Origin of the sequence: Brevibacterium sp. FAM 27836 (assembly GCF_051351055.1) — a bacterium.
In the GTDB taxonomy this organism is placed as follows: Bacteria; Actinomycetota; Actinomycetes; order Actinomycetales; family Brevibacteriaceae; genus Brevibacterium.
On record NZ_CP195711.1, the window covers coordinates 709,133 to 729,688 of the forward strand.

At 66.1% G+C, this 20,556-nt stretch carries 17 protein-coding genes and 1 tRNA gene; 10 read left to right on the top strand and 8 right to left on the bottom strand.

All coding sequences use genetic code 11. The features are described from left to right. Nucleotides 1-64: 64 nt before the first annotated feature. A tRNA-Tyr gene (locus tag ACSE4D_RS03370) sits at nt 65-146 on the bottom strand. A 160-nt stretch (nt 147-306) separates the two neighbouring features. On the opposite strand from ACSE4D_RS03370, the gene ACSE4D_RS03375 reads away from it, so the two are divergent. The 3 genes from ACSE4D_RS03375 to metE all read left to right on the top strand — a co-directional run bounded on the left by ACSE4D_RS03375 (nt 307) and on the right by metE (nt 4,441). Beyond that, on the top strand, nt 307-798 hold the full coding sequence (locus ACSE4D_RS03375; RefSeq protein ID WP_135537170.1) for a YajQ family cyclic di-GMP-binding protein: 492 nt from the start codon (nt 307-309) through the stop codon (nt 796-798). A gap of 251 nt (nt 799-1,049) precedes the next feature. Continuing rightward, nucleotides 1,050-2,090: a methylenetetrahydrofolate reductase gene (locus ACSE4D_RS03380; protein ID WP_425120389.1), complete on the top strand. Its 1,041-nt coding sequence runs from the start codon at nt 1,050-1,052 to the stop codon at nt 2,088-2,090. Then, nucleotides 2,087-4,441, top strand: coding sequence for a 5-methyltetrahydropteroyltriglutamate--homocysteine S-methyltransferase (metE, locus tag ACSE4D_RS03385; RefSeq protein WP_436326642.1), 2,355 nt, complete (start codon nt 2,087-2,089; stop codon nt 4,439-4,441). Before ACSE4D_RS03380 ends, metE begins: the two co-directional genes overlap by 4 nt. A gap of 17 nt (nt 4,442-4,458) precedes the next feature. Here metE and ACSE4D_RS03390 read toward each other — a convergent pair whose 3' ends face one another. Next, nucleotides 4,459-5,385 carry a GTP pyrophosphokinase gene (locus tag ACSE4D_RS03390; RefSeq protein WP_135537173.1) on the bottom strand — a complete coding sequence of 309 codons (927 nt, stop codon included), beginning with the start codon at nt 5,383-5,385 and terminating at the stop codon, nt 4,459-4,461. A 293-nt stretch (nt 5,386-5,678) separates the two neighbouring features. Then, complete coding sequence (locus tag ACSE4D_RS03395) at nt 5,679-7,097, bottom strand: FAD-dependent oxidoreductase (protein WP_436326643.1); 1,419 nt, start codon at nt 7,095-7,097, stop codon at nt 5,679-5,681. Between the two features lie 180 nt (nt 7,098-7,277). On the opposite strand from ACSE4D_RS03395, the gene rarD reads away from it, so the two are divergent. The 4 genes from rarD to ACSE4D_RS03415 all read left to right on the top strand — a co-directional run bounded on the left by rarD (nt 7,278) and on the right by ACSE4D_RS03415 (nt 10,491). Beyond that, nucleotides 7,278-8,192, top strand: a complete 915-nt coding sequence (gene rarD, locus ACSE4D_RS03400; protein WP_240689509.1) for an EamA family transporter RarD — start codon at nt 7,278-7,280, stop codon at nt 8,190-8,192. A gap of 224 nt (nt 8,193-8,416) precedes the next feature. Beyond that, a complete protein-coding gene (locus tag ACSE4D_RS03405; protein ID WP_135537480.1) occupies nt 8,417-8,818 on the top strand; it encodes a GntR family transcriptional regulator in 402 nt (133 codons plus the stop codon). A 3-nt stretch (nt 8,819-8,821) separates the two neighbouring features. Then, nucleotides 8,822-9,739, top strand: a complete 918-nt coding sequence (locus tag ACSE4D_RS03410; RefSeq protein ID WP_135537175.1) for an ABC transporter ATP-binding protein — start codon at nt 8,822-8,824, stop codon at nt 9,737-9,739. Next, complete coding sequence (locus ACSE4D_RS03415; protein WP_436326644.1) at nt 9,736-10,491, top strand: hypothetical protein; 756 nt, start codon at nt 9,736-9,738, stop codon at nt 10,489-10,491. The genes ACSE4D_RS03410 and ACSE4D_RS03415 overlap by 4 nt, the downstream gene beginning before the upstream one ends. Before the next feature lie 43 nt (nt 10,492-10,534). Here ACSE4D_RS03415 and ACSE4D_RS03420 read toward each other — a convergent pair whose 3' ends face one another. From ACSE4D_RS03420 to ACSE4D_RS03435, 4 genes are all read right to left on the bottom strand, one after another. Further along, a complete protein-coding gene (locus ACSE4D_RS03420) occupies nt 10,535-11,602 on the bottom strand; it encodes a permease (protein ID WP_135537177.1) in 1,068 nt (355 codons plus the stop codon). A gap of 58 nt (nt 11,603-11,660) precedes the next feature. After that, nucleotides 11,661-12,671, bottom strand: coding sequence for a polyprenyl synthetase family protein (locus ACSE4D_RS03425; protein WP_135537481.1), 1,011 nt, complete (start codon nt 12,669-12,671; stop codon nt 11,661-11,663). Nucleotides 12,672-12,747: 76 nt separating this feature from the next. Beyond that, nucleotides 12,748-14,049, bottom strand: coding sequence for a geranylgeranyl reductase family protein (locus ACSE4D_RS03430; protein WP_135537178.1), 1,302 nt, complete (start codon nt 14,047-14,049; stop codon nt 12,748-12,750). A 2-nt stretch (nt 14,050-14,051) separates the two neighbouring features. Next, nucleotides 14,052-14,825, bottom strand: coding sequence for a demethylmenaquinone methyltransferase (locus ACSE4D_RS03435; RefSeq protein WP_135537179.1), 774 nt, complete (start codon nt 14,823-14,825; stop codon nt 14,052-14,054). 159 nt (nt 14,826-14,984) lie between these two features. Between ACSE4D_RS03435 and ACSE4D_RS03440 the strand changes: the two genes are divergently transcribed. Further along, nucleotides 14,985-16,349: an isochorismate synthase gene (locus tag ACSE4D_RS03440; RefSeq protein ID WP_135537180.1), complete on the top strand. Its 1,365-nt coding sequence runs from the start codon at nt 14,985-14,987 to the stop codon at nt 16,347-16,349. Nucleotides 16,350-16,444: 95 nt separating this feature from the next. Here the strand turns inward: ACSE4D_RS03440 and menD are convergent, their stop codons facing one another. Then, entirely contained in the window at nt 16,445-18,142 is a 1,698-nt protein-coding gene (menD, locus tag ACSE4D_RS03445) for a 2-succinyl-5-enolpyruvyl-6-hydroxy-3-cyclohexene-1-carboxylic-acid synthase (RefSeq protein WP_436326645.1), read from the bottom strand. A gap of 59 nt (nt 18,143-18,201) precedes the next feature. On the opposite strand from menD, the gene ACSE4D_RS03450 reads away from it, so the two are divergent. Together ACSE4D_RS03450 and ACSE4D_RS03455 are read left to right on the top strand one after the other, a co-directional pair. Beyond that, nucleotides 18,202-19,797, top strand: coding sequence for an alpha/beta hydrolase (locus tag ACSE4D_RS03450; protein WP_436326646.1), 1,596 nt, complete (start codon nt 18,202-18,204; stop codon nt 19,795-19,797). Between the two features lie 32 nt (nt 19,798-19,829). Then, the gene (locus tag ACSE4D_RS03455; RefSeq protein ID WP_135537182.1) at nt 19,830-20,537 is read left to right on the top strand and encodes a hypothetical protein; all 708 of its coding nucleotides are present in this window, start codon (nt 19,830-19,832) and stop codon (nt 20,535-20,537) included. Nucleotides 20,538-20,556 lie beyond the last annotated feature (19 nt).

Sequence of the window (20,556 nt, forward strand, 5' to 3'; positions counted from 1 at the left end):
GGGAAGTGTGCGAGACGAGAGAAGCTCCGTGACCGTTCGGTCACGGAGCTTCTCTCGTTCTGCGTGGCAGATGAAGGATTCGAACCTTCGAAGGCAATGCCGGCTGATTTACAGTCAGCTCCCTTTGGCCGCTCGGGCAATCTGCCGCAGTAGGCGCTCGATGAGCACCTGAAAAGAATACAAGGCCCGAGTCCGATTCGCCAACTCGGTTGTCGCAGGTCACATTCTCACGTCTCGACTAGACTCGGCGACAGAAGCCACGCCCGTTTCCCGCGGGCACGAACGAATACTCACGAAGGAGCATCCATGGCCAGCGAATCCTCATTCGACATCGTCAGCAAGGTCGACCGTCAGGAAGCTGACAACGCCCTCAACCAAGCCGCGAAGGAGATCAATTCACGCTACGACTTCCGCGGCACCGACGCCTCCATCGCCTGGAGCGGTGAAGCCGTACAGATGAAGGCCAGCAGCGAGGACCGAGTCAAGGCCATCCTCGACGTCTTCCAGTCGAAGCTCGTCAAGCGCGGAATCTCGCTGAAGTCCCTCGAAGACGGTGAGCCCTACCCCTCCGGCAAGGAGTACCGCATCGATGCGTCCCTCAAGGAAGGCATCGACAAGGACAATGCGAAGAAGATCTCGAAGATCATCCGCGATGAAGGCCCCAAGGGCGTCAAGGCCCAGATCCAGGGTGATGAGCTGCGTGTGAGTTCGAAGAAGCGTGATGACCTGCAGGAAGTCATCGCCCTGCTCAAGTCCCAGGACCTCGAGGTCGACCTGCAGTTCACGAACTACCGCTGATCCGCGCGTCGCACCCGAGGCACGCAGCACTCCCCTCCTCACCCGCCACCTCCCCTCACCTTCCGTCCCTCCTTCCTCCCCCTCCTCACCGGGCAGCAGCTGACCCGGCCCCATACCCTTGCCGCAGCGAACATGACGGAACACGTCCCCGTCTGACGTCAGTGGACGCTGCTTGACCCTCAGATGACGGGTCGTGACGCCCATGTGGCGTTGACACCGAGTCGTCCTGTCCCCGCTGTCAGGATGGCCGCATGCCTTCCACTCATCTCACCCCAAGGATCTCGGCCTCGGCGCCCGACAGCGTCGCCGATGGTCTCCCGCCCGCTCGCGGCCGGCTGCGGCGAGCGCTGTCGTTCGAAGTCATCCCGCCCCGATCAGCGGCGCAGGCGGCCCGAATGCCGCAGCTGCTGAGGTTCCTCGACTCGCTGCACCCTGACTATCTGGCCGTCACCTCTTCGGCGAACAGCGACTGGCTGCAGGGCACCGCCGATTTCATCAGCGAAGTCACCGACACCACCTCGCTCAGACCGTTGGCGCACCTCGCCTGCACCGCCGGTACCGAAGTCGAGCTCCTCACCTGGATCGAGCATCTCCTCAGTGCCGGCGTGCGCGGTTTCCTCGCCATACGCGGCGACATCCCCGCAGGTCAGACCTCGCTTCCAGCCGGTCACCTGCCCCACGCCGATGACCTCGTGGGCCTCCTGCGCCGCATCGAAAGCGAGAATGTCGCCTGCCTGGCCGCCGGACGTCTCGGGATCGGCGTCGCCGCCTACCCCTCCGGCCACCCGGAGTCGGCCGGCCCCGATGAGGACCTCGACGTGCTCGCCGCCAAACAGCGCAACGGGGCCGACTTCGCGATCACCCAACTCTTCTTCGACCCCACCGCGTACTCCCGGCTGAGACGCCGCGCCGAGCACGCAGGAATCACCCTGCCGATCATCCCCGGCATCCTGCCGATCACCGACGCCCGCCGTCTCCACACCATGTCTCGCCTCTCGGGCCTGCCCATCCCGGACGGCCTGCTTGCGCGCTTCGACGGAATCTCCGACCCCGCCTCGGCGCGGCGCATCGGGCTCGAGATCACGGCGGAGCACACCGCTGCGCTCCTCGACCAGGACGCCGACGGCCTGCATTTCTATACCTTCAATGACCAGAACACGACCGAAGACGTGCTCACCGCACTCGACGAGAAAGGAATCTCAGTGACCTCACTTCTTCCACCACCACCGCCTCGGCGATGGCCGCCAACACAACCGACCGCAACGACGACAGACAAGGACACCCGCTCATGACCGCACCATTCCCGACCGCCACCATCACCGGATACCCCCGCATCGGCGCCCGCCGTGAGCTGAAGAGGGCACTGGAGAGCTTCTGGTCCGGCCGAATCGACGCCGATGACTTCTCCCGTTCCGTGCACACCCTCCGCATCGAGACCTATCACCGTCTGGCGGGGCTGGGACTGCGTGAGGATTATGCGATTCCGGCCTCCTACAGCCACTACGACCACGTCCTCGACACCGCGCTGACGGTGGGTCTCATCCCTTCGTCCTCCACCGGCTCTGACTTCGACCTCACGGAGTACTTCGCCCTCGCCCGCGGCACCGCGTCCACGCCGCCTTTGGAGATGACGAAATGGTTCGACACGAACTACCACTACCTTGTGCCCGAACTCGCCGACGACACCGCGTTCACCGCGCACCCGCAGCACCTGCTCGCACTCGTGGCTGAGGCCGAAGCGGCCGGTCATCGCGTCCGCCCCGTACTCGTCGGGCCGTTGACTCTGCTCGCGCTGACCAAACCGGCTCCCGGCACCACCACCCGTCCGCTCGACCGCCTCGACGAGCTCACCGCCGTCTACCGTGAGATCATCGGCTCGCTCGCCGTGGCCGGCGTCGACTGGATCCAGTTCGACGAACCGGCCCTCGTCGCCGACATTCCCGGCACGAGCGATGAGGAACTCGCCGAGGCGGCCCGGCACACCTATTCGGCCCTGTCCGCGACCGAGGTCCGGCCGCGGCTGTTCGTCACCGCCCCGTACGGGAGCCTGCGGGCAGGTCTGAACGGGCTCGCCGGGTCCGGCATCGATGCCCTCGGTGTCGACATCTCGTCCGCCACCCGAGCCGTGGATCCGCAGTATGTGCAGCGTCTGCGCACACAGGTGCCGGACCACGTCCGCCTCGTCGCCGGCATCATCGACGGCCGCAATATCTGGGCCGATGATCTGCGCACCAGCCTCGACGTGCTCCGGGAACTGAACCGAGAGACGGTGAGCGTGTCGACTTCGACATCACTGCTCCACGTGCCCTATACGGTGGAGCAGGAGACGGCGCTGCCGGTCGATGTCGCGTCCTGGTTGTCATTCGCCGAGGAGAAGGTCACCGAGGTCGAGGCTCTCGCCGCGGCGATCACCGAGGCTCCCGAGGCGCGTGCAGCGGCATTCGAACGCGCCGACCGGGCCCGGCGCACCCGGTCCGAATCGGCTCGAGTCCACAACGATGCGGTTCTGGCCCGCACCGAGGCGGCTGCGGCACACACCGGCTTCCGCACCGATTTCGCAACGCGTCATGCGGCTCAGCAGACGCTTGGGATCCCCGAGCTGCCGACGACGACCATCGGTTCGTTCCCGCAGACGCCCGAGGTGCGCCGCGCCCGTGCAGATCACCGGTCGGGCCGCATCGACGATACCGACTACACCGCGCTGATGAAGGACGAGATCGACCGAGTCGTCGGTCTGCAGGAGGAACTGGGACTCGATGTCGTCGTCCACGGCGAACCCGAACGCAATGACATGGTCCAGTACTTCGCCGAGAACCTCGACGGCTTCGCGACCACCGACAACGGGTGGGTGCAGTCCTATGGATCCCGATGCACCCGTCCCCCGATTCTCTTCGGCGATGTGTCCCGCCCGAATCCGATCACCGTGGAATGGTCGGCTTACACCGCCCAGCAGACGTCGAGGACTGTCAAGGGCATGCTCACCGGTCCGGTGACGATCCTCGCCTGGTCGTTCGTTCGCGACGACGTGCCGTTGCGCGAATCCGCCGACCAGATCGCCCTGGCTCTCGCCGATGAGGTCCTCGACCTCGAAGCGGCCGGAATCGGTGTCATCCAGGTCGACGAACCCGCCCTGCGGGAGCTGTTGCCGCTGCGCGAATCCGACCGCGCGGACTACCTCGACTGGTCCGTGCGTTCGTTCCGGCTCGTCGCTGCACAGGTGAGTCCGCGCACCCAGATCCACACGCACCTGTGCTATTCGGAATTCGGGGAGATCATCGACGCGATCAATGCCCTCGACGCTGATGTCACCAGCATCGAAGCGGCCCGCTCCCGAATGGAGGTCCTCGATGACATCGCGGAGTACGGTTTTGAACGCGAGATCGGTCCCGGAGTCTATGACATCCATTCCCCACGGGTGCCCGCGGTGCCTGAACTCGTCGAACTCATCGAGGCTGCGCTGCGGCATGTGCCCGCCGACCGTCTGTGGATCAATCCGGACTGCGGGCTCAAGACGCGCGGCTATCCGGAGGTGCGTGCCGCGCTGGCCAACCTCGTCGCCGCGCGCGATGAAGTCCTGACCACGCGTGCCGATCGGGGACGCGGAGATCACGCCCTCGTGGGAGCCGGTCAGCCGCCTCGGTGAGGGTGACGGTTGCTGCGTCAGCGTCGCGGCAGATCGAGGGGAATGTAGTACAGGCCCTTCGAATCCTCTTCGACGCTGACGCGCAGCCGGTCGTCGATGCGGACGTAGTCGTTGACTTTGATCGTGCCCTTCGTCTCGCTGAGGCGACGGATCGCGAAGGCAGGCACCAGGCCCTGACGCCCGTCCCCGTCGACGGCGAGCGCATACTTCGGGCCCGTCGCGCGGACCCGGACCTCGATCCCGGTGTCCTGTTCGCGCAGCTCGTCGAGCTCGAGGACCGGCTCGGGGTTGGTCAGCGCGGTGAGCTCGAGGGCCAGGGTGTCGGCCATGTCATCGACGGTGGCGAGCATATTCGCCATCGCACGAGCGAACTCGCCGTGCAGCTTGCTCGGCTTCATCGCCGCACCGGGCTTGTACATGTCCTCGTGGGTCAGCTCGCTCCACGCATCCTGCAGACGGGTCTTCACCTGGATCTCGGCGAACACCGGCTGTCCGAGGTCGGAGGGGATGCGGAGGATGACATGGCAGGCACGGTAGCCGCTGGCCTTCGGCGGGTCCGTATAGTCCTTCGATTCGATGAGTTCGAAGGTGCCGAGCTGTTCGGGGTCGCGCAGAGCATCGAACATCATCCGCTGGTCCCGCGGTGACTTGCACAGCACCTTGATGCCGACGATGTCACGGATCTGGTCCTCGACGTCCTCGGCGCTGTCGACCGTCAGCTGCGGGTCCTCTTCGGACTTCTCGCTGAGTTTCGCCAGGGTCCGTGCGGCATCCTTGATCCGGTGCCCATCGACATCGAGGCGCGAGATGTCTTTGTCTTTGAGCAGACCCTTCTGCTGCTCCTTGAGCCAGTGCTTGATCCGCACGGCTGCCGCCTGCCAGGCATCAAGTCGTTCGGCATAAGCACGTTCGACGATCGCTCTGAGCAGCGATTCGTTTCTCACGAGGTCTCCCCTGCCTGCCGACGGTCTGGTTCCGGTGCGTGCCGGCGACCCTTTCGGTGCCGGTCAGCTGTATTCGACTCTACGCGGTGGACGCATCACGCCCCGGCAGCGACTCGTCCTCTCGGTGCGCCGGGAGGAGATGACGTTGCCGGGGCGTTTGGCCGCTCAGCGGAGGCGGTGACGCTGCCGGGAGGCGGTGACGCCGGCGGTGCGGGATGCCCCGGCGGCGTCAGCACCCCAGGAGGTCAGTGACCGAGGGGTTCAGCACCCGGAGTGATCAGCGCCCAGGGTGGTCAGTGGCCGCCGGAGGGTTGGCCCACGGATTCGGCGGTGACGTGGCCGCGCGCCTCGGCGAGCATCGCCTCGCGGGTGGCGAGTTTGATCCGTTCACGACCTTCGGCTTCGCCGGCGGCCTTCTCAGCGGACTCGACCCGGTGGTAGCCCTCCCAATCGACATAGTCGATGCCCTTGGATTCGAAGAGTTCGACGATGGCCGACTCGTCCGGGTAGACGGGGTCGGTGAGCACACCGGCGGCCCGGTCGTCGAGGATATGCCCGATGGTCTCGAGCGCATCGCCCTTCGTGTGACCGATGAGCCCGACGGGTCCGCGCTTGATCCACCCGGTCGAGTAGACGCCCTGGACGACGTCGGCCTCGGCCGCCTTCGTCTGGTCGTCAGAGTCGACGACGCGCCCCTCATGGTTGGGGATGACGCGCTTGCGCTCGTCGAAGGGCAGCTGCGGCAGCTTCGTGCCGGCGTAGCCGACGGCACGGTAGACGGCGTCGAGCTCCCAATCGTGGAAGTCTCCGGTTCCGTTGACTCCTCCGGCACCGTCCAGTTCCATTCGTTCGGTCCGCAGTCCGGTCACCCGATCCTCGCCGAGGATGGCCACCGGTGCGTGGAGGAAGTGGAGGTGGAGGCGACGCTTCGCCCCTGTCGGTTCACGCATGGTGAAGTCCGTGAGCGTCTTCGCGACCTGTTTGGTCTGGTTGCTCGATTCGATGGCGGCCATAGAGCCTTCGTCGAATTCGAAGTCCTCGGGGTAGACGATGACGTCGACGTCTTTGACCTGTCCGAGTTCCCGCAGCTCGAGTGGGGTGAACTTCGCCTGGGCCGGTCCCCTGCGGCCGAAGATGTGGACGTCGGTGACCTGCGAGGTCTTGAGTCCCTCGTAGACATGGTCGGGGATCTCGGTGGTGTGGAGGTCATCGGCCTGCTTCGCGAGCACCCGGGCGACGTCGAGGGCGACATTGCCGTTGCCGATGACGGCGACGCGCTGCGCGTCCAACGGCCATTCCTGGCTGACATCGGGATGCGAGTCGTACCAGTTGACGAACTCTGCGGCCCCGTAGGAGCCGGGCAGGTCGATGCCGGGCAGGTCGAGTGCGGCGTCGACGAAGCAGCCGGTGGAGAAGATCACGGCATCGTAGCGGTCGGTGAGCTCCTCGAGGTGGAGATCGACGCCGTATTCGACGTTCGAGAACAGGCGGATGTCACCACGGTCGAGGACCTTGATCAGGGCATTGATGATGCCCTTGATCCGCGGATGGTCGGGTGCGACGCCGTAGCGGACGAGGCCGAAGGGAGTCGGCAGGCGGTCGAAGAGATCGATGCTCAGATCGAAATCGCGTTCCGCCTTCATCATGAGATCGGCAGCGTAGATCCCGGCAGGACCGGCGCCGACGATGGCCACCCGGAAGGGTCGAGTCATTCTCACACCTCTCTATTCAGTCACAGCGAGTCTATCGTCAATGTAGGTGATCCTTACAATGACGTGACCAAGCTCGCACTTCGCACCCAGCTGGCTCCCAACCAGCCGCGCCGGGTTCGATTGCGTCTCATGTGCGGGGCCCCGCCCGGTCGCTGCCCGACTCTCAGTAGACTGGGGCGAGTGAGCACAGACCCAGGACCCGATGAGAGCGCAATCCGCCGTGCCGGCCTGATCAACGGATTCTCCGCCTACCTGCTGTGGGGAGTCATGCCGCTGCTCTTCGCAGCCGCAGCTCCCACGGGTGCGCTCGAGCTCGTCTCCCACCGAGTCATCTGGTCGCTGGTGTTCTGCGCCCTCCTCCTCGTCTTCACCGGCGGGTACGCCCGCACCTGGCAGATCCTTCGCTCACCGCGCACCTTCGGGCTCCTGCTGCTCGCCTCGGTGCTCATCGCGATCAACTGGACGACGTTCATCTACGGCGTCGAAACCAACCAGCTCGTCGAGATCTCGCTCGGTTACTACCTCAATCCGCTGCTGTCGATCGGCCTCGGCGTGGTCTTCCTCGGTGAGAAGCTGCGCCCGCTGCAGTGGACGGCCGTGGGCTTCGGCCTCCTGGCTGTGATCGTCGTCGGGGTCAGCCTCGGCCGCATCCCCTACCTCGCGTTCACGGTGGCCCTGTCATTCGGCCTCTACGGGCTCGTGAAGAACAAGGTCGGCTCCCGTGTCGGTGCGCTCGAGGGCATGACCGTCGAGAGCCTCGTCCTCGCCGTGCCCTCAGCGATCTACCTCATCGTCCTCGGCTCGCTGGGTCTGCAGACGTTCAGCGGCTTGGGCGGATGGCACGTGTTCGTCATCATCATCACCGGTCCCGCCACGGCCATCCCGCTCATCCTCTTCAGCGCCGCGGCGCGCCGCATCCCCCTGTCCTGGGTGGGCATGCTCCAGTACCTCACTCCGACCCTCCAGTTCATCCTCGGCGTCACGGTGCTCGGTGAGCTGATGTCGACACCGCGGTGGATCGGCTTCTTCATCATCTGGATCGCCGTCATCCTGCTCTGCACCGATCTCGTGCGCACAAGCCGTCGTCGTCCGTGACACCGCCTCCGCCGGAGTCGGTGGACGCCACTTCCGCCGGAGTCGGCAGCCCCCTCGGAACCACCCGAAACCCGTGATCCGATCATGCCAAACACCAGCCCGTCGGCGCCCATCCGCTGGCTGCCGGGTTCAGAGTCCAACGGATTCCGCCGGAAGCCCTTGACATCATCCTCACCCCCATGGTTCATTAGTTGAGTAACTAACCAACAGACATGGAGTTGAATATGATCGACGACGGCAGACCCCTGTTCGCGCAGATCGCCGAGCGCGTAGAGGACTCGATCATCGACGGGACCCTGTCCGAGATGTCCCGGGCCCCGTCGACGAACGAACTCGCGAGCTTCTACTCGATCAATCCCGCCACGGCGGCCAAGGGGATCAATCTCCTCGTCGCCAAGGGCGTGCTCGAAAAGCGACGCGGAATCGGAATGTTCGTCACCGAAGGCGCTCGCGGCCTCCTCATCAACGAGCACCGCACCACGTTCTCCGACACCTACATCACTCCCCTGCTCAATGAGGCCGATCGGCTGGGGCTGGGATCCGAGGACGTGATCGCGCTCATCACAGAGCGCTCCCGAGAGCTCCGACTGACCAGTGCCATCGATCCGGTCACCACGAAAGGATGAGACATGAATGCCGTCATCGAAGTCCGCCACCTCACGAAGACCTACAAGAAGACGAAGGCACTCGACGATGTCTCCCTCACCATCGAACAGGACGCGATCTACGGACTGCTCGGCCGCAATGGAGCCGGCAAGACCACACTGATGTCGATCCTCACGGCACAGGACTTCGCCACCAGCGGTGACATCGACGTCTTCGGCGAGCACCCGTACGAGAACGCCCGCGTACTCAACCGCATGTGCTTCGTCAGGGAGAGCCAGAAATACCCGGAGGATGCGACCGCCAAGCACGCACTTGCCAATGCCCGGCGCTTCTTCCCGCACTGGGACCGGTCGTTCGCCGAGGAGCTCGTCGATGACTTCCGCCTTCCCCTGAAGACCCCGATCAAGAAGCTCTCCCGCGGTCAGCAGTCCGCCATCGGCGTCATCATCGGTCTGGCTTCGCGGGCCGAAGTCACCTTCTTCGACGAACCGTACCTGGGTTTCGACGCCGTGGCCCGGCAGCTCTTCTACGACCGCCTCATCGCCGACTACGCGGAATGCCCGCGCACTATCGTGCTCTCGAGCCACCTCATCGACGAGGTGGCGAACCTCATCGAGAACGTCATCGTCATCGACCGCGGCCGGATCATCATGGACGAATCCGCCGAGGCGGTCCGCGGCCGCGCTGTCAACATCGTCGGCGATGATGATGCGATCCGACGTCTTGTCGCCGGACGTGAGGTCATCCACAGCGAGACATTGGGGCGGGTGTCGTCTGTGACGATGCTCGGACACCTCAGCACCCTCGACCGCGAATTCATCGCCGAGGCCAACCTGGATCTCACTCCCGTCTCTCTGCAGCAGCTCGTCGTGCGCACCACTCAGAGTGGGGCCGACGGCCGATCCGTGCCCGACACCGAACACAGGAGCCTTCAGCCATGACCGCCACCGCCTCCGCCTCCGCCTCCGCCGCCAGCATCCGACCCGCTGCCGGGCCGAAGAACCGGACCTGGGGTGTCGTCCGACTCCAATTCACCAATACGCAGACCTTCGTCTGGGTCCCCGTCCTCGTCCTCGGCGGGATCTGGCTCATCACCCTGAGCGTCTACTGGATCATCTCCTCTTCGGGTGTCGAGGGGCCGATGTACAGCGGTGGGTCGCAGGCACCCCTGTGGTACTTCGCTGTAGTGGGCGCCCAAGCAATGAATCTGACCTTCTACTTCTCCCAGGCGATGAGCCTCACCCGCCGCGAGTTCTACCTCGGCTCGCTCCTGGCCGCGGCGCTGAGTGCGTTCGGGATCTCCCTCGTCTTCGTCCTCCTCGGCCTCATCGAGCAGGCCACGAACGGCTACGGCATCAACGGCTACTTCGCCTACCTGCCCTGGGTTTGGGAGGGTGGGCCCTTGGCTGCGGGACTGACCTACTTCGTCCTCACCATGCTGACGTTCATCCTCGGCTTCTGGTTCGCCATCGTCAACAAGCGATTCGGGTTCCTCGTCCTCACCATCTCGCTTCTGGCAATCGCGCTTCTCCTCATGGGAGCAGCGGCGATCGTGAGCGTCAATCGGGCCTGGGCCGAAGTGTGGATGTGGTTCGCTCAGTCCTCAGCCCTCGGGCTCACCTTCTGGGCGCTGGGGCTGTGCGCGGTCTTCGCCCTCGGCTCCTATCTCACACTGCGTCGCCTGACCACCTGATATCGGATCAGGACTGACGAGCCCGACGAGGCAGTGCGGCACTTCAGCTCAGCAGCGCCAGCATCCCACCGGCGAGCACCGCTGAGACGGCGACGGCGACTCCCATGGCCGCGGTCGTCCGCCATCCCATCGCCTTGCCGACCATGACCATCGACGGGATGCTCAGCGCGGGCAGCGCGACGAGCAGGGCGCCGGTGACACCGGCTCCGACGCCCAGCGGCACGAGGGTGAGAATGATCGGGATCTCTCCGCCGGTGGGGATGACGAGCAGGGTGCCGACGACCGCGACGACGAGGACGGCACCGGCGCCCAGCTGCGCTTCGAGACCGAAGACGCCGGTCAGCCACGGAGCGAGCAGTCCGATGAGGAAGACGAGCAGAATATGCTCGGGCACGAGGATGAGCGTGAACCGCCCCAGGGAGCGCAGGAAGCGCACGGGAAGAGACGACACCGTCGCCGAGGCGGGGCTCGGGTCGGGCACCGGATCGTTGCGTCCGGTCACCCACCGTCCGATGAGGGCGCTGGCACCCACAGCGATGAGAACAGCGAAGACCAGGCGCACGGCCGTGTACTGCCACGGCAGGACGAAGGCCAAGAAGATGAGCACAGCGGGGTTGAGCAGCGGGTTGCCCACCCAGTAGGCCAGTGCCGCCGAACGACGCACCCCCGTCTCACGCAGTCCCGCGGCCACCGGGGCCGCACAGCAGGTGCACATCATCGACGGCATCGACAGGGCGGCACCGACGAGAGACTGACCGGCATGGCTGCGCCGATTGAGCAGCCGCAGCAGCCAGTCGCGCGGCACGAGAGCGTCGATGACGGCGGCGACGAGCAGCGCCACGAGCAGGGCTTTCCACACTGCGGTGAAGTACACAAGAGTGAAGTCCCAGGCTCCCGACAGCGACACGGCCTCCCCGGCAGCATCGAAGAGCGGAGCACCGTCCCACAGGGAGGTTCTGCTCAGCGCCCACGCCTTGTCCCAGTAGGGCAGCCACTTCGACCAGCTCAGGCCCACCAGGAGGAACACGGCGAGCACGCCGAGGCCGACCCAGTCGGCCGGTGTGAGTGTCTTCGCACTCGGAGACGGTGAGGCTGCCGAGTCGACGGTCATCGATGAGGTTCCTTTGCGGCCTGGCCGAAACGGCAGAGACTGAGAAGTGTGAGGACGCTCAGGAGCTGCGTGCGACGACGGAGTCGGCGAAGGCGAACAGCGCTTCCTTCACCCGCCCGGCGGGCAGCGCGGCCAGTGCCTCCTTGGCGTCATCGGCCCACCGCACGGCCTCGGTGCGTGCTCGCTCGGTCACGGGATGAGCGGCCAGGGCCGCGCGAGCGGACTCCAGAGCCGCATCGGAAGTGAGGTCGGCGTCGAGGAGTCGGACCACCTCGGTCGCGGAGTCATCGCCGGCGGCGGCAGCGGCACGCACGTAGAGGACGGGCAGGGTGGGGACGCGTTCGCGCAGGTCCGTGCCCGGGGTCTTTCCCGATTCCGAGGATGTCGTGGTCAGGTCGATGATGTCATCGGCGAGCTGGAAGGCCACGCCGACGCGTTCGCCGAAGATCCTGACGGGTTCGGCGAGTGCCTGATCGGCGCCGGAGAACATGACACCGAACCGCGCCGAGGTGGCGATGAGCGATCCGGTCTTATCGGCGAGCACCTGGATGTAGTGCTCGATCTCGTCGGCGTCTTCGGGCGGTCCGGCGAATTCGTTGAGCTGGCCGAGGACGAGACGTTCGAAGGTCTCGGCCTGGATGCGCACGGCCTCGGGACCGAGCTTCGCGGTGACCCCCGAGGCCTTGGAGAAGAGCAGATCGCCGGTGAGGATCGCCACCGAATTGCCCCACACCTCATGAGCGGCCTTCGCACCGCGGCGCACGGGAGCATCGTCCATGACGTCATCGTGGTAGAGCGAGGCGAGGTGAATGAGTTCGACGGCCACGGCCGCATCGATGATGTCCTCGTTCTCGGCGTCGCCGAGGCGGGCGGTGAGCAGGACGAGGTTCGGGCGCGCCCGCTTGCCGCCGGCGGCCAACAGGTGCTTCGAGGTCTCGTCGGGGAGCCTGCGGGTCTGTTCGGTCACCTCGTAGAGTTTGGCCTCCACGGTTTCCAACTGAGTCGAGATCTCCGCCGCGAGCTGGGCGTCGTCACCGGTGAAGGTGGCCGGAGAGGCTAGGTGGCTCATGTCCTCGTCATTCGTCGTAGTCGGTGTCGGCATGCCGTTGTCCTTGCCCTTGCGCTCAGAGTCTTCGCCCATGTGCTCAGACATTGCTGGTGGCCGGGACGATTCGGGCCAGGGCGGAGATCACCCTGTCGATGAGATCGGCCTCGGAGACCTTCGGGTCGCGGTAGAGGTTCGCCAACAATTTGACGACGAACTCCATCACAACGTCAACACCCATACCGTACTTGATTCCGAACTGCATGAGCGCAGGGTGGCCGATGATCGCGGCGAAAACACGGCCGAGAGTGAAGTAACCGCCCAAGGAGTCTCCGAGCAGTGCCGGGTATTCCTCGAGTCGGCGGCGCATCACGGCCTGCGGGTAACGGGAGTACGTGGAGATCACCTCGGCGGCGATGCGCGCCGATTCCAAGGCATAGTCGATGCCTTCGCCGTTGAACGGGTTGACCATACCGCCGGAGTCGCCGACGAGCAGCAGACCGCGGTGGAAGTGCGGAGTGCGGTTGAACGCCATGGGCAGGGCGGCGGATTTGATCGGACCCAGCGAGGTCGATTCGTCGATGCCCCACTCGTGGCCCATGTCGGCGATCCACTGCCCCATCACCTTGCGCAGGTCGACGGATCTGAATTGCGGGGAGGAGTCGAGGAGGCCGGCACCGATGTTCACCGTGCCGTCGCCGAGGGGGAAGATCCACCCGTATCCGGGCAGGGTCTCCGCCTCTCCGGCCTGGTTCGTCGACCGCATCTCGACCCAGGATTCGATGTAGTCATCGGCGTGCCGAGGCGTCGTGTGATAGGCACGGGCGGCGATTCCCATCGGCCGGTCGTCGCGCTTCTCCAACCCCATCGACACGGCCAGACGGGAGGACACGCCGTCGGCGGCGATGACGATGGGGGCCCGGAAGTGGGCTTCGGGTCCGACGCGGCGGCCTCGGTGGTCGGTGCCGGAGGCATGCACGCCCCTGATCCACCCGTCGTCGCCGATGTCCGGGGACATGGCCCGCACCTGTTCGAAGAGTCGGGCTCCGCTGCGCTGAGCATGCCGGGCGAAGGCCTCGTCCATGCTCATGCGCGGGCGGGTGAGCCCGTAGTTCGGGGTGCCGTCGATGTCCGGCCAGTCGAGTTCGAGGCGGTGCCCGCCGCCGATGAGGCGCAGCCCCTTGTTCGGATGCCAGCCGTCGGAGGCCGGCAGATCCATGCCGAGGAATCCGGCTTCCTTGACCGCACGCGGGGTCAGGGCATCGCCGCAGATCTTGTCGCGCGGGAAACCTGACTTCTCGAGGATGATGACCTCGTGGCCGGCCTGGGCGAGGTAGGCGCCGATCGCCGATCCGGCGGGGCCGGCTCCGACGACGACGACCTCGGCATCGAACTCATTCATCGTCAAGGCGTGTGCGTCTCCGCTTCGCCACCGTGCTCCGCCCGGTCGGTCGGCTCCGACGCCCCGGCATTCGCTGCCGGCTCGGCGGGTTTGAGGGCGTGGTGGACAGCGACGATTCCGCCGGTGAGGTTGCGGTACTTCACCTGGTCGAAGCCGGCATCGAGGATCTGGTGGGCGAAAGCGTCCTGGTTCGGCCAGGCGCGGATCGATTCGGCCAGGTAGACGTAGGCCTCGGGGTTCGAGGACACGGCCCGGGCGATGGCCGGCAGCGCCTTCATCAGGTACTCCTTGTACACGAGGCTGAAGGCGTCGAGCGTCGGGGTGGAGAATTCGCAGATGACGAGACGGCCGCCGGGCTTGAGCACCCTCAGCATCTCGGCCAGTGCCGTGTCGACGTCGTTGACGTTGCGGATGCCGAAGGAGATCGTGACGACGTCGAAGCTGGCATCGGCGAAGGGCAGATCCATCGCGTCGGCGTAGATGAAGTCGATCTTCGGGTGCCGTCGGCGCCCCTCGGCGAGCATCCCGGTGGAGATGTCCCCGGCGACCACCTCGGCGCCGTGGTGAGTGAACGTCATCGACGAAGTGCCGGTTCCCGCCGCCAGATCGAGCACACGTTCGCCGGGCCCTGCGGCCACGGAATGGGCGACGGTGCGACGCCATGCACGGGCGAGCCCGAAGGTGAGGACATCGTTCGTGAGGTCGTAACGGGAGGCGACATCATCGAACATCGACGCGACGTCAGCGGGCTGCTTGTCCAGCTTGGCACGATTCATGACCATATTGTCTCAACACCTGCGGCGGGAGGGCGAATCCGCACGACCGCGGACATGCGGCAGACGGTGTGGACATGGCCACACTCCCTGCCCCGAGTGCTCACCGCGACTCCAGCGGGGAGGCCGCGAGCCCGCATCCTCGTCTAGACTCGAGGCGACATGACTACGACTCTAGGCACCTCCGACATCCTGGCCGCCGCCCCGCGCCTGAACGTGCGCTCCCGCTTCGTCGATGACGTCGATCCCGGGCCCGGCTTCCCCTTCGAATCCGGCCTGCCGACCACCGTCGAGCAGACACTCGAGCTGCTGCCCACCTCCGGGTTCTCCTGCTGGGTGCGTGACACCTCCGGGCTCATCGGCTTCGGCCGAGTGCTGCGCATCCGCGCCAGCGGCCCTGAACGCTTCGCCGAACTGTCCCAGGCCTGGAAGGCCATCACCGAGGCGGCCACCGTCGAAGATGAGGTCGACCTCCTCGGATCCGGGCTGATGTGCTTCGCCACGGTCGCCTATTCGGGCGAATCCACGGTCGATTCGATCATCCACGTCCCCGAATTCGTCCTTGGTCGCCGCGGCGGCCGCGTGTGGCTGACCTCGATCACCACCGCCGCAGAACCTCCCCTGCCCCCGCTGCTGCGTCCCGAACCGCTGCGACGGGTGGAATCGGCCCATGCCGAACCCGGTGACCTCGACCCGACGCGGTGGTCGCAGCTCGTCGCGCAGGTCGCGGACATGCTCACTCCCGTCGAGACCTCCGACGAAGTCGACGCGTTCTCCGACGATCCCTCGCTGCGCAAGATCGTCCTGGCCCGCGACGAAGTCGTGACCACCGAGGGCGACATCGACGTCCGATCGGTGCTCGGTGCGCTCAACCGCAGCTACCCGAGCTGCTGGACCTTCGATGTCGCGGGTCTCATCGGATCGACCCCGGAGCTGCTCATCGGGGTGGAGAACAATCGGGTGACCTCCCGCGTCCTCGCCGGCACCTACCGGGTCGAGGCCGACCCGATGGACGAGCTGCCGGCGGCGAGAAAGCTGCTGAGCGCACACAAGGACAGCACCGAGCACGCCTTCGCCATCGCCTCCCTGCAGCGCAGCCTGGGATCGGTCGCCGAGGATGTCACCGTCGATGAGCGCCCGCACCTGCTGCCTTTGGCCAATGTCATCCATTCGGCCTCGGACGCGCAGGCGACGCTGGCCGCCGACTCCGGTCTCAACGCCCTCGACGTCGCCGCCGCCGTCCACCCGACCGCGGCCGTCGGCGGGTATCCGCAGGCGAGCGCTGTGGCCCACGTCGATGAGCTCGAACCCCTCGACCGGGGCCGGTACTCGGGTCCTGTCGGGTGGATGGACGGGCGCGGCAACGGGCAGTTCGGCATCGCCCTGCGCTGCGGCCAGCTCGAGGAGCGCAATCGGATCCGCTTGTACGCCGGGGCCGGGATCATGCCCGATTCGGATCCCGACACCGAGGTGGCCGAGACGAACGCGAAGCTCAAACCGATGCGCAGGGCGCTCGGTCTGAGTTGAGACGCGAGCCGGGCTGACGATCCGGTCAGGCTGCCGGCCCGGTCGGGCGGATGATCCGACCGAGCAACGTCCCGATAGGGAGGACTCGTGTGACGTCAGCCGAGAGGTGTCACTTCGACGATCCGCCGCCCGGTCGTGGAATCCTCGGCTGCCAGTGCAGCGCTCAGGCCCGGAGCGTCGCTCACCTGCGCGTAGTCCCAGCCGTAGGCGGCTGCCAGTTCGGCGAATCCGCGACCGTGCGGGACGGTGAAGTATCGCTCGAGGTGGGCCTCGAGGTGGGGCTGTGAGTGTTCGAGTCCGGAGAAGATCGCGCCCCCATCGTCGTTGAGCACGACGATCGTCACGTCACCGGCTGCCTCAGCGGTCGGAGTGAGCAGTCCGCCGACGTCGTGGAGCATCGCGATATCGCCGATGAGGAGGACGACCGGTTCCCCCAGCCCGAGAGACAGACCGGTTGCGGTCGACACGAGCCCGTCGATGCCGGCCAGACCGCGAGAGGCGTGGATGCGGGCCCGGATGGTCTCGGCGTCGCTGAGGTAGCGCACCGAGTTCGAGCTCGCCACGAACAGCGTGATCTCCTGCTCGGCGAGGTGTTCGGTGATCCTCCGCGCCGTCGTCTGGAACCTCTCCGCCGAGGGCAGGCTCACAGGTGAGGATGCGCCCGCCTCTTCAGCCAGTTCGGCCCGGACGTCCGCCACGATCGAGGCCCCCGTCTCGACCCAGTTCCGCACCCAGGCGGGTCCCGATGAGGCGTCGGCTTCTGCCGACCCCGAGTCGATTGCCTCGCCTGTGACGGCTGCCTCGTCGAACACGGTGATTCCGATCGTGTCGATGTCATCGGGCACATGCTGCACGTGCACGGAATCGTCGGCCAGCAGTGCGGCGACGGGCCTCGTCAGCGTCGGTTTGCCGTGGACGATGACGGTGCGGATCGCGTCCCGCAGCTCGATGTGTTCGCCGAGCACACGCGCATGGGCGGGCACGAATGTCGAGGTCGCCTGGGTGGACCGCGACAGCGGACTCGAGGGTTCGGCGAGTACCGGCAGATGGTGGTCGGCGGCGAGCGCTCGCACGGTCTCGGCCGAGTGTCCGCCGGCGTCCCCAGCGACGATGACCGTTCCTTCGGTGACGGTGACGTGCACCTCCGAACACACGGGCTCACGCGCTCGCATCGGTCCGGCCCGCAGGGTGCCGATCTCTTCGGCCCACGCCTTCAGCTCGTCGACGGTGGGCACGAGCGGGGTGTCGAACTGCACGTTGAACTGGACCGGACCGGCCGCCTCGGTGCCGGTTCCACCGGTCGTGCCCGCGGTCGCGGACACTGCCTCGATCACGGCGCGCTCGATCACGTCCGAACTCTCACCCGCGGGAATGTCGAAGCGGGCGCGGACATCGCTGAGGACCTGGGACTGGTCGTCGATGGTCTGGTTCGCGCCGGTGGCGCGCAGTCGGGCGGGCCGGTCGGCGGTCAGGGCCAGCAGCGGCAGGTGTCCGTAGGAGGCTTCGAGAACGGCCGGGTGGAGGTTGGCCACGGCCGAGCCGGAGGTCGTCACGATCGCCACGGCCGCTTCCCCGCCCCGCACGCGCAGACCGCGCGCAAGACCGAGGGCGAGGAACCCGGCGTCACGCTCATCGATGCGCACGTGCGTGCGGATGAGCCCCGCCTCGTTCAGCGGTGCCAGGGCGTAGACCAAGGGGGCCGACCGGGACCCGGGGGCGATGACCACGTCCGTGACCCGCGATCGGATCAGGCTCCGGGCTATCTGCTGCGCCGCCGCGCTCGAATTCGACATCACCTGATATTCAACCACTTACCCACCTGCGGTTCATCTCCACCCTCTAGCCTCGACGCATGCGCCGCTCGTTGATCATCGCGATGGGAGCTCGTGCCATCCGCACCCTGACCGCGGCTCGCTCCCAACGCGGACTGTACCCCGCCCTCGACCAGAACAGCTCCTTCCTCGGACCCGAACCCCGCGGCAAGGACGCACGCACCTGGCACATCCGAGACAAGCGGAAACTCTCTCCGAGGCTGCGCGAATTCTTCCTCTACTCCCCCGCTCTCGGCCGGACCGTCGGGGTGCGGGTGCTGCTGCCGGGCATTCCCGCCGAGGTCAGCCCCGTCATCCACCTCTTCCACGGCGGTGGCGACGATTTCCGGTCGTGGACGGATTTCGGGTCCGCCGAAGAGCTCACCATCGATTCCCCCTCCCTCATCGTCATGCCCGACGGCGGCGCCGGGACGTACTCGCGGCTGGCTGTCGGCAGCGAGGTCCACGATTGGCCCCGATTCCACACCGAGGAGATCCCCGAGTTCCTCAAGGCGAACTTCTCCGTGGATTTCGCCCCGGAGAACCAACGACTGGCCGGACTGTCGATGGGCGGGTACGGAGCGATGAAATACGCGGCCTGGCATCCCGACCGGTACGGGGCGGCAGCCGCGTTCTCCTCCCCCTTGGACCCGCTGTCGACCGTACCGGCCTTCGACATCATCGCAATGCGTGAAGGTGCTCGGTCGATGACGCTCTTCGGTGATCCGGTCGCCGATCGCGGCGAATGGCTGGCGAACTCCCCGTATGCCTTGGCCGAGAACCTCGCCGGCCTCGACCTGTGGTTCAGCGCCGGATCCGGCAGCCTCGAGAGCACGAAGGATCGGGACCTGGTGGAGAAGATGATCAACGCTCAGGGTGAGCGCTTCGCCGCCCGACTCAACGCACTCGGCATCCGTCATTCCTGGTTCCCCCGCACCAGCGGGCTGCACAACTGGACCAGTTGGGAACGCGAGCTCGGTGCGTGGCTGAAGACGCTTGCCAGACGGCGGAACTACTCGAGCTCGAACCGAGGCCTCACCGATCGCGTGGCCGATGGCGGCCGATTCACCTACCTCACCGGTCACGCCCTCTTCGACATTCACGGGTGGCGCGTCGAGATCTCCCGGCGTCGGCCACAGATCGTCCGCTTCGACGGCGTCAGCGCCGCGGGTTTCTCCCTGACCGGCACCGGCAGCTTCCGTGTCCGAACGCCCGGGCTCTTCGATCCCGGCCGTCGTTATGACATCAGAGTGTCCGGTCCCGGCGGAAGCAATGCCTACCAGCAGAAGGCGGACAAGAAGGGGCGGCTGACGTTCACCGGTCGGCTGGCCGCGGCCATGCACGACCCGATCATCCCCGGCAAGCGCACCGCACACTTCACCGCGCTGGGACAGGACGAGGTGACCGCGGTGCGGATCACCTCGGCGCTGGCCGACGCGGCAGCCGACGACAGAAATGCCGCGAGCGGCGACGAACGAACCGTGACCGACGATCGACACCCCACGGACGATGTGGGCCACGACCAGGTCAGTGGTGATGTTCCAGATCCGACACAGACAGCAGCCTCAACTGAGACCGTCGGCGACTATATTGAGAACGGTCATGAATCAACGACTGCTGACTCCTCTGAACGCTGATCTTCACTGAACGCTGACTCGAGAGGCCCAACATGAAACGCATACTCCCAGCCATCGCTCTCATCGCTGGACTGTCCCTGACGGGATGCACGGGCGGTGACCAGAGTGCAGACAAGCCCGACGGCAGCGGAGACTCCTCGCCGACCGCCGAGCAGACGCCGGAGGCGAAGAAGCTCGATGAGGCGCAGCTGAAGGACATCCTCGAGTCCACCTCTGCCGAGGGCCAGTCGTTCAAGGTCGTCGAGGGGGCCGGCCAGGCCAACAGTGAGTCGGTGAAGGCCATCGAGGGCTCGGAGTTCGAACCGGCCAAGTGCAAGAACATCACTCTCGACATCCTCAACGCGAACCTTGCCTCGGACGGCACCACAGTGGCCGCCACCTCCACCGACAATGTCCTGTCCGCAGGCATCACGAGCTTCGACGATCCTGAGGGTCCGCAGACCCAGCTCGATGGGCCGTCGAAGATCGCCGAAGAGTGCAGCGATGTCAAGCTCAAGACCGCGGGCCTGGAGATGACGATGAACTATCAGACCTTCGATCCAGAGGTCGCCGGGGCCGATGCGACCGCCGGAGTCGTCGCCTCCTTCGATGCCGCCGGGCAGACCGCGATGGAGATGAGGATGGTCTACGCTCAGGTCGACAACAATCTCGTCTCCGTGTCCAATGTCGCCGATGTCGAAGAGGCGACGGTGACCAAGACCGCCGACGCCTTCGTCGAGGCCGTGAAGAACGCCGGCTGAGCTCGCCCACTCAGCACAG

Excerpts from the sequence above, each read along its gene's own strand:
- ACSE4D_RS03375 (WP_135537170.1), top strand. The coding sequence starts at position 307 with ATGGCCAGCGAATCCTCATTCGACATCGTCAGCAAGGTCGACCGTCAG.
- ACSE4D_RS03380 (WP_425120389.1), top strand. The coding sequence starts at position 1,050 with ATGCCTTCCACTCATCTCACCCCAAGGATCTCGGCCTCGGCGCCCGAC.
- metE (WP_436326642.1), top strand. The coding sequence starts at position 2,087 with ATGACCGCACCATTCCCGACCGCCACCATCACCGGATACCCCCGCATC.
- ACSE4D_RS03395 (WP_436326643.1), bottom strand. The coding sequence starts at position 7,097 with ATGACTCGACCCTTCCGGGTGGCCATCGTCGGCGCCGGTCCTGCCGGG.
- ACSE4D_RS03405 (WP_135537480.1), top strand. The coding sequence starts at position 8,417 with ATGATCGACGACGGCAGACCCCTGTTCGCGCAGATCGCCGAGCGCGTA.
- ACSE4D_RS03410 (WP_135537175.1), top strand. The coding sequence starts at position 8,822 with ATGAATGCCGTCATCGAAGTCCGCCACCTCACGAAGACCTACAAGAAG.
- ACSE4D_RS03415 (WP_436326644.1), top strand. The coding sequence starts at position 9,736 with ATGACCGCCACCGCCTCCGCCTCCGCCTCCGCCGCCAGCATCCGACCC.
- ACSE4D_RS03420 (WP_135537177.1), bottom strand. The coding sequence starts at position 11,602 with ATGACCGTCGACTCGGCAGCCTCACCGTCTCCGAGTGCGAAGACACTC.
- ACSE4D_RS03425 (WP_135537481.1), bottom strand. The coding sequence starts at position 12,671 with ATGAGCCACCTAGCCTCTCCGGCCACCTTCACCGGTGACGACGCCCAG.
- ACSE4D_RS03430 (WP_135537178.1), bottom strand. The coding sequence starts at position 14,049 with ATGAATGAGTTCGATGCCGAGGTCGTCGTCGTCGGAGCCGGCCCCGCC.
- ACSE4D_RS03435 (WP_135537179.1), bottom strand. The coding sequence starts at position 14,825 with ATGAATCGTGCCAAGCTGGACAAGCAGCCCGCTGACGTCGCGTCGATG.
- ACSE4D_RS03440 (WP_135537180.1), top strand. The coding sequence starts at position 14,985 with ATGACTACGACTCTAGGCACCTCCGACATCCTGGCCGCCGCCCCGCGC.
- menD (WP_436326645.1), bottom strand. The coding sequence starts at position 18,142 with ATGTCGAATTCGAGCGCGGCGGCGCAGCAGATAGCCCGGAGCCTGATC.
- ACSE4D_RS03450 (WP_436326646.1), top strand. The coding sequence starts at position 18,202 with ATGCGCCGCTCGTTGATCATCGCGATGGGAGCTCGTGCCATCCGCACC.
- ACSE4D_RS03455 (WP_135537182.1), top strand. The coding sequence starts at position 19,830 with ATGAAACGCATACTCCCAGCCATCGCTCTCATCGCTGGACTGTCCCTG.